Origin of the sequence: Janthinobacterium sp. SUN206, assembly GCF_030587305.1 — a bacterium.
Classification (GTDB): domain Bacteria; phylum Pseudomonadota; class Gammaproteobacteria; order Burkholderiales; family Burkholderiaceae_D; genus Janthinobacterium; species Janthinobacterium kumbetense.
The window spans coordinates 2,052,286-2,065,387 of the sequence record NZ_JAPWIB010000001.1 but is presented as its reverse complement, the minus strand read 5'-3'; the positions used below and the strand labels follow the sequence as shown (position 1 = coordinate 2,065,387).

11 protein-coding genes are annotated in these 13,102 nt (G+C 61.6%); 10 read left to right on the top strand and 1 reads right to left on the bottom strand.

Annotation, left to right across the window (positions count from 1 at the left end; all coding sequences use genetic code 11):
* Positions 1-7 precede the first annotated feature (7 nt).
* The 8 genes from O3300_RS09355 (at position 8) to O3300_RS09320 (ending at position 10,411) form a co-directional block, all read left to right on the top strand.
* The gene (locus tag O3300_RS09355) at positions 8-898 is read left to right on the top strand and encodes a protein-L-isoaspartate(D-aspartate) O-methyltransferase (protein WP_305052770.1); all 891 of its coding nucleotides are present in this window, start codon (positions 8-10) and stop codon (positions 896-898) included.
* A 42-nt stretch (positions 899-940) separates the two neighbouring features.
* Entirely contained in the window at positions 941-1,858 is a 918-nt protein-coding gene (locus tag O3300_RS09350; protein WP_305052769.1) for a peptidoglycan DD-metalloendopeptidase family protein, read from the top strand.
* Positions 1,859-1,866: 8 nt separating this feature from the next.
* Complete coding sequence (gene rpoS, locus O3300_RS09345; RefSeq protein ID WP_077407335.1) at positions 1,867-2,898, top strand: RNA polymerase sigma factor RpoS; 1,032 nt, start codon at positions 1,867-1,869, stop codon at positions 2,896-2,898.
* A 239-nt stretch (positions 2,899-3,137) separates the two neighbouring features.
* Positions 3,138-4,478: a 23S rRNA (uracil(1939)-C(5))-methyltransferase RlmD gene (gene rlmD / locus O3300_RS09340; RefSeq protein WP_099667081.1), complete on the top strand. Its 1,341-nt coding sequence runs from the start codon at positions 3,138-3,140 to the stop codon at positions 4,476-4,478.
* Between the two features lie 527 nt (positions 4,479-5,005).
* Positions 5,006-6,964 carry a glycosyl hydrolase family 18 protein gene (locus tag O3300_RS09335; protein WP_305052768.1) on the top strand — a complete coding sequence of 653 codons (1,959 nt, stop codon included), beginning with the start codon at positions 5,006-5,008 and terminating at the stop codon, positions 6,962-6,964.
* A 78-nt stretch (positions 6,965-7,042) separates the two neighbouring features.
* Positions 7,043-8,092, top strand: coding sequence for a cupin-like domain-containing protein (locus O3300_RS09330; RefSeq protein WP_289898508.1), 1,050 nt, complete (start codon positions 7,043-7,045; stop codon positions 8,090-8,092).
* A 299-nt stretch (positions 8,093-8,391) separates the two neighbouring features.
* Positions 8,392-9,537, top strand: a complete 1,146-nt coding sequence (gene cfa / locus O3300_RS09325; protein ID WP_099667083.1) for a cyclopropane fatty acyl phospholipid synthase — start codon at positions 8,392-8,394, stop codon at positions 9,535-9,537.
* 28 nt (positions 9,538-9,565) lie between these two features.
* Positions 9,566-10,411, top strand: a complete 846-nt coding sequence (locus tag O3300_RS09320) for a LysR family transcriptional regulator (protein ID WP_099667084.1) — start codon at positions 9,566-9,568, stop codon at positions 10,409-10,411.
* A gap of 63 nt (positions 10,412-10,474) precedes the next feature.
* On the opposite strand, the gene O3300_RS09315 is transcribed toward O3300_RS09320, so the two are convergent.
* Complete coding sequence (locus O3300_RS09315) at positions 10,475-11,161, bottom strand: Bax inhibitor-1/YccA family protein (protein ID WP_034752039.1); 687 nt, start codon at positions 11,159-11,161, stop codon at positions 10,475-10,477.
* A 221-nt stretch (positions 11,162-11,382) separates the two neighbouring features.
* Between O3300_RS09315 and ndk the strand changes: the two genes are divergently transcribed.
* Complete coding sequence (gene ndk / locus O3300_RS09310) at positions 11,383-11,799, top strand: nucleoside-diphosphate kinase (RefSeq protein ID WP_034752036.1); 417 nt, start codon at positions 11,383-11,385, stop codon at positions 11,797-11,799.
* Between the two features lie 125 nt (positions 11,800-11,924).
* Complete coding sequence (rlmN, locus tag O3300_RS09305; RefSeq protein ID WP_305052767.1) at positions 11,925-13,100, top strand: 23S rRNA (adenine(2503)-C(2))-methyltransferase RlmN; 1,176 nt, start codon at positions 11,925-11,927, stop codon at positions 13,098-13,100.
* Positions 13,101-13,102: the final 2 nt, after the last annotated feature.

Genomic DNA, 13,102 nt, shown 5'->3' with positions numbered 1-13,102 from the left:
GACAACCATGACCGATAAGCCGCGCACCTTCCCCCTGTCCCTCGATTCGCTGGCCGGCAAGCCCGCCAGGCAGGGCGGGGGGCAGTCGCTGGCCCAGTCCAGGATCGCCACGCCGCAGACGGCCACGCAGAATGCGGCGCAGAGCGCGGCGCGCGGCGTTGCGCAGCCGTATGGCGCGCACGCGGCCATCGCGCCGTCGCGGGCCCAGGCCATCGCCAATGAGCGGGCGCAGCCGGCGGCGGTGTCGCCGCCGCGGCAAAATCCGCTCGTTTCGGAGGCCGTGCGCCGTGCCATGGTGGCGCGCATCGCGAAACAGGGTGTCAAGGACCAGGTGGTGCTGGACGCCATGCAAGCCGTGCCGCGCCACATGTTCATGGACGAGGCGCTGGCGTCGCAGGCGTATATCGACGCCTCGCTGCCCATCGGCCACCACCAGACCATTTCGCAGCCGTACATCGTGGCGCGCATGATCGAAGTGATGCGCCAGGGCGGGGCGTTGCAGCGCGTGCTGGAAATCGGCACGGGCTGCGGTTACCAGGCGGCGGTGCTGTCGCTGGTGGCAAAAGAGGTGTATTCGATCGAGCGCATCCGGCCCCTGCACGAGCTGGCGAAGGCGAATTTGCGCCCGCTGCGCGTGTCGAATCTGCGCTTGCAGTACGGAGATGGTATGCTTGGCCTGCCGCAGGCGGCGCCCTTCGACGGGATCATCCTTGCCGCAGCCGGCCTGGAAGTCCCGCAAGCCCTGCTGGAACAGCTGGCGCCCGGCGGGCGTCTGGTTGCGCCGGTGGGGGCTAAATTGCAACACTTACAACTCATTACCCGGGTGGGGAAAATGGAATGGACTAGCCAAACCCTGGAAGATTGCCATTTCGTACCTTTGCGCCCGGGCACCATATGATCCCCGGATCAGCTAGCAAGCAGGACATATAAATACATGCGAATGATTAAGAAAAGTAACATACTTCTATGTAGCATCACCTTGGCCGCGCTGTTGAGCGGTTGCGGCACGACGGGCGTCCAGGCGCCCGTCGTCGAGCGCCACCCCTCGAGCAGCAGCGCCGCCGCCAGCGATCCGCGCGACCGCGACCCGGCCTATTACACGGTCAAGCGTGGCGACACCCTGTTGCGCATCGCCCTCGAGCACGGGCAGAATTACCGCGACCTGGTGGCCTGGAATGACTTGAGCAACCCGAACGACATCAAGGTCGACCAGGTGCTGCGCGTGTTGCCGCCGAATGGCGACACGGGCGGCGCGCAAACGTCGGCCATCGTCATGCCGCCAGCGACGGAAGTCAAACCGGCCGCGCCTGTCGTACCGAAGAAAACGGGGCCGCGCGGCGAGAAGCGCGCGTATTCCGACGCCACCCTGGCCGAATTGCGCGCCGATGGCGGCATGGGCGACGCCAAGCCTGCGCCAGCCCCGGCGGCAACCGTCGCCGCCGCACCGGCCGCCGCCGCGGCAGCCCCTGCGGCATCGGCGCCTGGCGACGACAAGATCAGCTGGATGTGGCCTTCCGAAGGCAAGGTCATCGGCACTTTCGACGAAGGCAAGAACAAGGGCGTCGATATCGCCGGCAAGGCGGGCCAGCAAGTGGTGGCCGCCGGCGCGGGAAAAGTCATGTATGCCGGGAGCGGAATCCGTGGTTATGGTAATCTTGTCATCGTGAAGCACAGTAATAGTTTATTGTCGGCGTATGCGCATAACCGCAGCATCCTGGTGAAGGAAGGGCAGAACGTCAACAAAGGCCAGGCCATCGCCGAAATGGGCGATTCCGATGCCGACCGCGTGAAGCTGCACTTTGAAATTCGCCAGCAGGGCAAGCCTGTCGACCCTTCGAAATTCCTGCCTAACCGTTAGGTAAAGCAATGACACACGCGCCGCACGACCAGCTGGACGATGACCCGGAACTGCCGGAAGACGGGGCAGACGAAGTCGTGACGGACGATGCCGGCGAACTTGACGGCATCGATGCCGTCGACGCGGGCGAAGGCGGCGAGGTGGCCAGCGTCAGCGTGCTGGTCGAAAGTGTCGATGAATTGAAAAAAGTGCTGGCGGCCGAGCTGTCGACCGATACTACCCAGCACTATCTGAACCAGATCGGCACGCGGCCCCTGCTGACGGCGGCGCAAGAGGTGCATTACGCCACCCTCGCCAAGCAGGGCAATTTCGAAGCCCGGCAAACCATGATCGAGCACAACCTGCGTCTGGTCGTGTCGATCGCCAAGCATTACATCAACCGCGGCGTGGTCTTGCTCGACATGATAGAGGAAGGCAACATCGGCCTGATGCGGGCCATCGACAAGTTCGAGCCCGAGCGCGGTTTCCGTTTCTCTACCTACGCCACCTGGTGGATACGCCAGAGCATCGAGCGCGCCATCATGAACCAGGCGCGCACGGTGCGCCTGCCCGTGCACATGGTGCGCGAACTGAATCAAATTCTGCGCGGCAAGTACCACCTGGAAGCCCAGCACCACGACGGCAAGGATGCCACCGCGGAAGACATCGCCCACCTAGTGGGCCGTCCCGTGGAAGAGGTGCAGGATATCCTGGCCCTGTCCGAGCACGCCACGTCGCTCGACGCGCCGCTCGACAACGACCCGCAATCGTCGCTGATGGACATGTTGCCCGGCGCCAGCGAAGACAGCCCCGACGCGCGCGCGGAACACCATGAAATGACGGTGCTGGTGCGCGACTGGCTGACCAAGCTGCCCGACAAGCAGCGCGTCGTCATCATGCGCCGTTTCGGCCTCGACAACGACGACCCGGCCACCCTGGAAACCCTGGCCGAGGAAATGGGCGTGACGCGCGAGCGGGTGCGCCAGATCCAGCAAGAAGCCTTGATCAAGCTCAAACGGGCTATGGCCGCACGCGGCGTCGTGCGCGACTCCCTGCTGTAGCAAGTCTGATAAAACGCCCATGGCGGCGTTGCATGGCCTCGCCGTACTGGCGTACTGTCTTCGGCCACGCGCCTTGCCCCGCGCATTTTCTCAGGCTTGCTGCCCGGTGAGGGCTTGAGCGGCTTTTGCCTGTCGCGATCTGCTATCATACGCCCCGCTCGCGGCGCCTGACCTTTCCCCCATTCTTTCAAGTTCCAGCGCGGCCCTGCGTCCTGGCCCACTCTTACCTATTGATCGCTATGCAAGAAAATATCATCGAAATCAAATCGCTCGACATGGACGCCCGTGGCGTTGGCCATATTGAGAACGAAGACGGCTCGCCGGGCAAGGTCGTGTTTGTCGAAGGCGCGTTGCCGGGCGAGCGCGTCAGCTTTGTGACGTTCAAGAAAAAGAAGAACTGGGAAATGGCCCGCATGACGGCGCTGCACCGCGAATCGTCGATGCGCGTGACGCCCAAATGCAAGCATTTCGACAATTGCGGCGGCTGCTCGATGCAGCACCTGGAGCCGTCGGCGCAGGTGGCGATCAAGCAGCGCGTGCTGGAAGACAACTTGTGGCATATCGGCAAGGTGCGTCCGCAAAGCATCATGCGCCCCATGTATGGCCCGACGTGGGGTTACCGCTACCGCGCGCGCCTGTCCGTGCGCCACGTCAAGAAGAAAGACGCCGTGCTGGTGGGCTTCCATGAAAAGAAATCGGCGTTCGTGGCCGACATGGATAGCTGCGAAATCTTGCCGCCGCACATCTCCGCCATGCTGCTGCCGCTGCGTGGATTGATTGCTTCGCTGTCCATCTTCGACCAGATGCCGCAGATCGAGCTGGCCGTGGGCGAAGACGTCACCGCCATGGTCTTGCGCATCATGGCGCCCTTGACGGCGGATGACGAAACGAAATTGAAGGCCTTTGCCGACGAATACGGCGTGCAATGGTGGCTGCAGGTGAAAGGCCCGGAAACGGCCGTGCCGTTCTATCCGCTGGACAAGCAATTGCACTACCTGCTGCCGGAATTCGGCGTCAAGATGCCGTTCAAGCCCGTCGATTTTACCCAGGTGAACCACCACATCAACCGCGTGCTGGTATCGAAAGCCCTGCGTTTGCTGGAAGTGCAGCCGACGGACCGCGTGGCCGACCTGTTCTGCGGCCTGGGCAATTTCACCTTGCCGCTGGCCACGCAAGGCAGCGAAGTGGTCGGTATCGAAGGCAGCACCACCCTGACGGAGCGGGCGCTGGAAAACGCGCTGGCCAATGGCCTGGCGGAAAAAACCTCGTTCTCCACGCGCAACCTGTTCGAAGTGACGACGGACGACCTGATCGCGCTGGGCAAGTTCGACCGCATCCTCGTCGACCCGCCGCGCGATGGCGCCATGGCCCTGTGCCAGGCGCTGGTCGGCCTGTCGCAAGTGCGTCCGGACCTGCTGCCGAAACGCATCGTGTATGTGTCGTGCAGCCCGTCGACCCTGGCGCGCGACGCCGGCATCCTGGCGCTGGAAGCGGGTTATGTGCTGAGCAAGGCGGGCGTGGTGAACATGTTCCCGCATACTTCGCACGTCGAATCGATGGCGGTCTTTGATTTGATCTGAGGGCACACCTGATAAAACGTCCATAGCTGCGTTGCCTTGCCTAGCCGTACTTGCGTACTGTCTTTGGCAAGGCGTCTTACCCTGAACGTAGAAAAACGTCCATAGCTGCGTTGCCTTGCCTAGCCGTACTATTCGTACTGTCTTCGGCAAGGCGCCTTGCTCTGAACGTTTTTCAGGCGCGCCGAGGCTATTCAGGGCGCTTGCACAAATTCTGCCTTTTCTCCTGACTCCACAGCAATACCACTTACAGCGTGTTATAAAACTGGTCTGTCTTTTCCTGATCCAGCGTCTTTTTTCATCCTTCCTCTGCCGTTTTTTTGCTTGTCCAGTAGGACAACGCGCCGTCCGTCTCCGCCGTGATGCTTTCTTTGTAAAGTGGTATTGCCCACTTTGAGGCCACTTCAAAACCACTTGACCGCCTATTTTTTCAGCAGCATGCTGTTCTTGCAACTGCAAAAAACAAAATCACAGGGTAGCTTTTTCATTGAAGCAGAGTGGTATTTCCGCAAACCTGAACAGGAGACAACGTGGAAAATTTAATACTCAAGAAAACGATCAGGAACATGATGGTATGTCTGGCCAGCGGTGGCGTGCTGGCGGCCTGCGGCGGCGGTGGTGACGCCGGCGCGCCGGCAGGTTCGCAATTGCTGGCGGCCAGCACGGTGGTCGCGTGCGTGCCGTGGCAAGAGGGCGGCACGTATAACGCGGGTACGGTGGTCACCTACCTGGGCGCCAACTACACGGCCCTGGTGACGCAGACCGATCACGTGGGCTCGGGTTGGAACCCCGTTTCCACGCCTAGCCTGTGGAGCGCAGGCGGCACGTGCGATGGCGGCACCACGCCAACTCCTACGCCGACACCGACCCCGACGCCCACGCCCACGCCGACACCGGCGCCTACCCCGAATCCGACGCCCACCCCGACGCCAACGCCAACCGGCGGCACGTGCGCGCTGGCGTGGGTGGCCGGCACGGCCTACAGCGCGGGCGCCACCGTCAGCTATGCGGGCACGAATTACCGCGCCAATTACTGGACGCAGGGCGATAATCCGTCGACCAGCAGCGGTGCCGCCGGCACGGGCAAGCCATGGACCAGCCTGGAGATCTGCAGCACCACGCCTACCCCGACGCCAACGCCTACGCCGACGCCAACACCGACCCCGACGCCGACCCCAACGCCTACTCCAACACCGACCCCGACCCCGACCCCGACGCCAACGGGCCGCGAAGTCGGTTCCTATTTCGCCCAATGGGGCGTGTATGGCCGCGACTATGAAGTGGCGAACGTGCATACCAGCGGCGTGGCCGACAAGTTGACCTTCATCAACTACGCTTTCGGCAATATCTATCCGAAAAACGGCGGCTATGAATGCGCCATGATCACCAAGACGGAGCCGGGCGCGACGAATCCGAATTCGCCGGATGCGGGCACGGGCGGCGATGCCGAGGCCGACTACATCCGCACGCCGAAGCGCACCGTCGATGGCCAGGCGATTCCTTGGGATGCTCCCTTGTCGGGCAACTTCCTGCAGTTGAGAAAGCTCAAGGCGGCGCACCCGAACTTGAAACTGTTCATCTCGCTGGGCGGCTGGAGCTGGTCGAAGAACTTCTCCGTCGGTTCCGCCACGGATGCGCTGCGCAAGCAGATGGTGCGCTCGTGCATCGACATCTACATCAAGGGCAACCTGCCGGTGCAGGGCGGTCGCGGCGGCGTGGGCGCGGCGGCGAATATCTTTGACGGCATCGACATCGACTGGGAATATCCGGTCGGCGGCGGCCAGCCGTACAACACGGTCAGCCCCAACGACAAGCGCAATTTCACCTTGCTGATGGCGGAATTCCGCGCCCAGCTCGATGCGCTCGGCGCCGCCAACGGCAAGCGTTACCTGTTGACGGCCGCTGTCGGTGCCGGCAAGGACAAGATCGACAACACGGAACCGGCCCTGTACTCGCAGTACATGGATTGGATCAACCTGATGACCTACGACTTCCACGGCGGTTGGGAAAACAGTACCAACTTCAACGCCCAGCTGTTTGCCGACCCTGCCGATCCGTCGACAGGCATGGCGCGCGAATACGTGGGCGACAAGGCGGTGCAGTACATGATTGCCGCCGGCGTGCCGCGCGACAAGCTGCTGCTGGGCATACCGTTCTATGGCCGCGGCTGGACGGGCGTGGCGCCGGGACCGAATGGCGATGGCCTGTACCAGGCGGCCACGGGCACGGCGCCAGGCACCTACGAGTCGGGCATCGAGGACTATAAAATCCTCGTCGCCAAGGCCGGCACGCGCTACTACCATCCCGTGACCAAGCAGCTGTACCTGTACACGGGGGCGGGCGGCCAGTGGTGGAGCTATGACGATCCGACCGTCATCGGCACCAAGGTGAAATACGTCAAGGACCAGGGCTTGCGCGGCGCGTTCTCGTGGGAACTCGATGGCGACGCGAATGGCGTGCTGGCAACCGAGGTGTGGAAAGTGCGGTAATGTTGATGTAGCGTAAGACGCGGCCGGATAGCCATGCTGTCCGGCCGCTTATTCATATAAAAACACGGGAGGCGGGCGATGGCGGCGGTATCGACATTCGGAGTCAAGCAGAAGCAGCAGCAGGAGCAGGAGCAGGAGCTGAGCCGCGAGTGGCGCAGCTGGATCGCGGAAAACCTCATGCTGGGCAGCCATCCGTCGGCGCTGATGCCGGTGCTGCAGCAGGCCGGCATCGCGGCGCCCCTGGCGCGCCGCGAAATCGAGCTGGCGCTGCAGAGTCCCTACCTGGCCGGCGCCGTGCGCCTGTCGAACCGCCTGGCCAAGCGCGACTGGGTGATCGACATCCAGCGCAAGCTGAACCACCTGCGCACCCCCGAGATTCCCCGCCGCGACAAGCTGTCCGCGCAGGAATTCCTGGACGAATACTATTCCACCAACCAGCCCGTCATCATCACGGGCATGATGGATGACTGGCCCGCCATAGCGAAATGGAGTCCCGCGTATTTCCGCGAGCATTACGCGCAGCGCGAAGTGGAAGTGCAGTTTGGCCGCGAAGCGGATGCCCAGTATGAAATGAACAGCGTGGCGCACAAGCGCAAGATGGCGTTCGGCGAGTACGCCAGCCTGGTCGAGACCAGCGGCGCGACCAACGATTTCTACATGACGGCGAATAACAATTCGCAGAACCGCCAAGCCTTGCGCGAGCTGTGGGACGATATCGGCCAGCTGCCCGAATACCTGGAGCAGGGTGGCGGGCCTACAGGTTTCCTGTGGTTCGGCCCGGCCGGCACGGTGACGCCGTTCCACCACGACCTGACGAACAACTTCATGGCCCAGGTCAAGGGGCGCAAGCGGCTACGCATCATGGCCGCCTGCGAGGTGGCGCGCGTGTACAACCAGCGCCACTGCTTTACGCCCGTCGACGGGCGCGACATCGACCTGCGGCGCTATCCGCTGATGGCCGACGTGCAAGTGCGCGAATGCGTGCTGGCGCCGGGCGAGATCCTGTTCCTGCCCGTCGGCTGCTGGCATTTCGTCGAAGCGCTCGACGTATCGATGACGGTGGCGTTTACCAATTTCAGATGGGATAACGATTTTTACAGCAAGTACCCATCGAATCACGACTTTTGATCGTGGCGCCGCATGGCGCGAACCTGCCGCGAACAGCCGCCTTACGGGCGGCTTTTTGCATGTTACGGGGCCATACTTGTATAAAATATTTCCATAAAATAATTGATTCAAATCATTTTGCAGCAATTATTTTGATATGAATGACCATGATGTTTCATTATCCAGATGGCGATGGCGGGCGGATAATTTTATGGCTGGCGCGGCGCCGGGCCGCTGATGGGCTTTGTCGGCGCGCGCCAGCACCGACAACCATCTGGAGGCGGCAGGGCATGAACACGCAGCACACGACACAAGCAGCAATGCAGTTGCAGCAAACACCGAAAATCACCGTGGACACGCGGCTGACGCGCGAAGCGGCCGAATTGCTGGCGAAGGCCGACATCCATTTGAATGGCCGCGCCGCCTGGGACATGCAGCTGCGCAAGCCGGGCGTGCCGGAGCGCGCCTTCGCCAGCGGCAACCTGGGGCTGGGCGAAGCGTACATGGACGGCGACTGGGATGCGCAGCAGCTCGATGAATTCTTTTGCCATTTGCTGCGCGCCAGGGTGGCCGACGATGTGCGCCCCATGCGCCTGGCGTTTCACGCGCTGTACGCGCGCCTGTTCAACTTGCAGACGGAGCGCCGCGCCTGGATGGTGGGCAAGGAACACTACGACCTGGGCAATGCCTTCTATGCGGCCATGCTCGATCCGCGCATGACCTATACCTGCGGCTACTGGAAGGATGCCGGCAACCTGGCCGAGGCGCAGGAAGCGAAGCTCGATTTGATCTGCCGCAAGCTCGGGCTGGAACCCGGCATGCGCGTGCTCGACATCGGCTGCGGCTGGGGCAGTTTCATGCGCTATGCGGCGGAAAAATACCAGGTGCAGTGCGTGGGTGTGACGATCTCGAAAGAGCAGGCCGCGTATGCGCGCGGCATGCCGGGCGGCGAGCGCCTGGACTTCCGCCTGCAGGATTACCGCGACACCGATGAAAAATTCGACCGCATCGTCAGCATCGGCATGTTCGAGCACGTGGGCCACAAAAACCACCGCACCTTCATGGAAGTGGCGCACCGCTGCCTGGAAGACGATGGCCTGTTCCTGCTGCACACGATCGGCAAAAATAAACGCCATTCCACGTGCGATCCGTGGATCGACAAATACATCTTCCCGAACGGCGACTTGCCGTCGCTGGGCCAGATCGGCGACGCCATGGACGATTTATTTGTGGCCGAAGACTTGCACAACTTCGGCGCCGACTATGACAAGACCCTGATGGCCTGGCATGCGAATTTCGAGCAGGCGTGGCCCCGCTTTGCCGCCCAGCTGGGCGAACGCTTCCACCGCATGTGGTCATACTATCTGCTGTCCTGCGCGGGCGCCTTCCGCGCGCGCGATTTGCAGCTGTGGCAATGGGTCTTGTCGAAGCAGGGCGTGCTCGGTGGCTACGAGCGTGTCAGTTGAGATGTGCGGCAACTGATATGATGGATTGATGGATATCAATCAAGCGCGTACCTTCCTGGAAGTGGCTTCCTGCGGCAGCTTCATCATGGCCGCCGAACGCATGCATGTGACGCAGACGGCTGTCAGCGCCCGCATCCGCACCCTGGAGCAGCAGTTGGGGCGCCAATTGTTCGTGCGCAACAAGGCGGGCGCGCGCCTGACGCCGGCCGGCGAGCGCTTCATGCGCCACGCGGCCACCATGGTGCAGGTGTGGGAGCGGGCGCGCCACCAGGTGGCCTTGCCGCCGGGGCGCGACGACGCCGTCAGCATCGGCTGCGAGTTGAGCTTGTGGCAGCCGTTGCTCGGCGACTGGTTGATACGCATGAGCCGCGACTGCCCCGAGATCGCCCTGCGCGCGGAAGTCGACAGTCCCGCGCGCCTGCTCGACGCCGTGCACGACGGCTCGCTCGACCTGGCCGTGCTGTACAACCCGCCCCAGCGTCCGGGCCTGGCCAGCGAATTGCTGGCCGAGGAAAAGCTGGTGATGGTGACCACGCGCGATGACGGCCAGATGCAGGCCGATACGTATGTGTACGTGGACTGGGGCCCCAGTTTCGCCGCCAATCACCAGGCCGCGTATCCGGAGCTGAGCAGCCCGCCCATCTCGATCTCGCTGGGGCCGCTGGCGCTCGTGTATCTGCTGGACGTGGGCGGCGCCAGTTACTTCCGTATCGGCAGCGCGCAACCCTATCTCGATGCGGGCCTCCTGTTTCGCGTGCGCGACGCGCCCGAGTTCTCGCATTCCGCCTACGCCGTGTATGCGGCCCAACGCGACAACCCGACCCTGGACCGCGCCCGCGCCTGCCTGCTGGAGGTGGCGGAAAAGGGCAAGTAGATGCGACAGGCGTAAAAAAGCCGACCCGAAGGTCGGCTTTTTGTTCAAGCGCAATGCTTATTCTTAGTCGCGGCTGCCGCCGGCGAAACCCAGGAGCGACAACAGGCTGGTGAAGATGTTGTACACGTCCAGGTAGATGCGCAGGGTGGCCGAAATGTAGTTGGTCTCGCCGCCGTTGATGATTTGCTGCACGTCATACAGGATGTAAGCCGAGAAGATGGCGATGGCGACCATGGAGATCACGATCGACAGTGCCGAGAGGCCCAGGAAAATATTTGCTACCGATGCCAGGATCAGCACGATCACGCCGGCGAACAGCCATTTACCCATGGCGGAGAAGTCGCGCTTCGAGACCGTGGCGATGGTCGCCATCACGGCCAGGATGGTGGCCGTGCCGCCGAATGCCGTCATGATCAGCATGCCGCCGTTCGAATAGCCCAGGGTGCGCGTCAGGATAGGCGTGAGCATCAGGCCCATGAAGAAGGTAAAGCCCAGCAGGACGGCGACGCCGAGGCCCGAGTTCTTGGTCTTTTCAATCGCGTACATGAAGCCGAATGCGACGGCCATGAAGATGATGAAACCCATGCCGCCGGTCAGCATCGGCAAATGCATCTGCACGCCGATGAAGGCGCCCAGCACGGTCGGGATCATGGACAGCGCCAGCAGCCAGTAAGTGTTGCGCAAGACCTGATGGCGGACTTGCTGCATGCCCCCCGACAGGTCAAAGGTGCGTTGCATGTTCTGATTCATAGTGCCTCCGTGTTGTCAATTCAAATTACTGCTTTGCCCAAGGATAGCATGAGGGCCGGAATTTGCCAAAAAAGCAGCTTAAGATTTCATTAAACTCAAGCGGCAGGGAAGGATGCCCCCTGCCTGTCTGGGTGATATGGGGTGGAGTATGGTAAAATCAAAGGTTGATTGAGTTATCAATTTACCGTTTTAAACCTTACTTTTTATTGGAGTTTTCACACATGGCAATCGAACGCACCCTGTCGATCATCAAACCAGACGCAGTTGCAAAAAACGTAATCGGTCAAATCTACTCCCGTTTTGAAAACGCTGGCCTGAAAATCGTTGCAGCACGCATGACCCAACTGTCGCGCGAACAAGCTGAAGGCTTCTACGCAGCGCACAAAGAACGCGGCTTCTTCAAGGATCTGGTCGACTTCATGGTTTCCGGTCCAGTCATGATCCAAGCCCTGGAAGGCGAAAACGCCGTTCTGGCCCACCGTGACCTGATGGGCGCGACCGATCCGAAGAAAGCAGAAAAAGGCACGATCCGCGCCGATTTCGCCGATTCGATCGACGCTAACGCCGTACACGGTTCCGACGCTGTCGAAGCTGCTAAAGTGGAAATCGCTTACTTCTTCCCAGAACTGAAGGCTTAATTGCCTTAGATAACGTTATTTCCTGGCGTTATCTGTGAAATAACTTATCACCCCCTGTTCCCGCTGCGCTGTGGAGCTTTCGCTCCGGATGCGCGCGGGGACGGATTTTTAGAATAGACATGATCATGAATACGACGACCCTCACCAACTTGCTGGACCTTGATCCCGCGCAACTCATCGCCTACTGCGCCGAGTTGGGAGAGAAACCGTTTCGTGCGAAACAATTGCAACGTTGGATACACCAGTTCGGCGCTTCCGATTTCGACGCCATGACGGACCTGGCCAAGTCGCTGCGCGACAAGCTGGCCACGCGCGCCGAAGTGCGCGCCCCGGCCATCATCAGCGACCACACGTCAACGGATGGCACGCGCAAGTGGCTGGTCAACGTGGGCAATGGCAATGCCGTGGAAACCGTGTTCATTCCGGAAGAAAACCGCGGCACCCTGTGCATCTCGACCCAGGCCGGCTGCGCCGTGAACTGCCGTTTCTGCTCGACGGGCAAGCAAGGCTTCAACCGCAACCTCAGTGTTGGCGAGATCATCGGCCAGCTGTGGATGGCCGAATTCGAATTGCGCCGCACCAAGGGCATCGAACCGGGCCCGAAAGGCGAGCGCCAGATCACCAACGTGGTGATGATGGGCATGGGCGAGCCCCTGCTGAACTTTGAGCCGACCGTCACGGCCTTGAAATTGATGCTCGACGACAACGCTTACGGCCTGTCGCGCCGCCGCGTAACCCTGTCGACGTCGGGCGTGGTGCCGATGATGGACAAGCTGTCGCAGGAAGTGCCGGTGGCCCTGGCCGTCTCGCTGCACGCCTCGAACGATGCCTTGCGCGACGGTTTGATTCCACTAAACAAGAAATACCCGCTGAAGGAATTGATGGCGGCCTGCAAGCGCTACCTGGAATTCGCCCCGCGCGATTTCATTACCTTCGAATACTGCATGCTGGACGGCGTCAACGACAGCGACGAGCACGCGCGCGAACTGCTGGCGCTGGTGCAAGACCGCGAGTTCGGCGTGAACTGCAAGTTCAACCTGATCCCGTTCAATCCTTTCCCCGAGTCGGGCCTGTTCCGCTCGAAAAACCCGCGCATCAAGGCCTTTGCCCAGGTGCTGATGGATGGCGGCATCATCACCACCGTGCGCAAGACGCGCGGCGACGATATCGATGCGGCCTGCGGCCAGCTGGCCGGCGAAGTCAAGGACCGCACGCGGGTGCAGGAACGCATGGAAAAGATGACTGAGTATCAACAAAAATTTGGCGCCAATTTCGGCAAGATCGTGGAAATCCGCTCCTGATG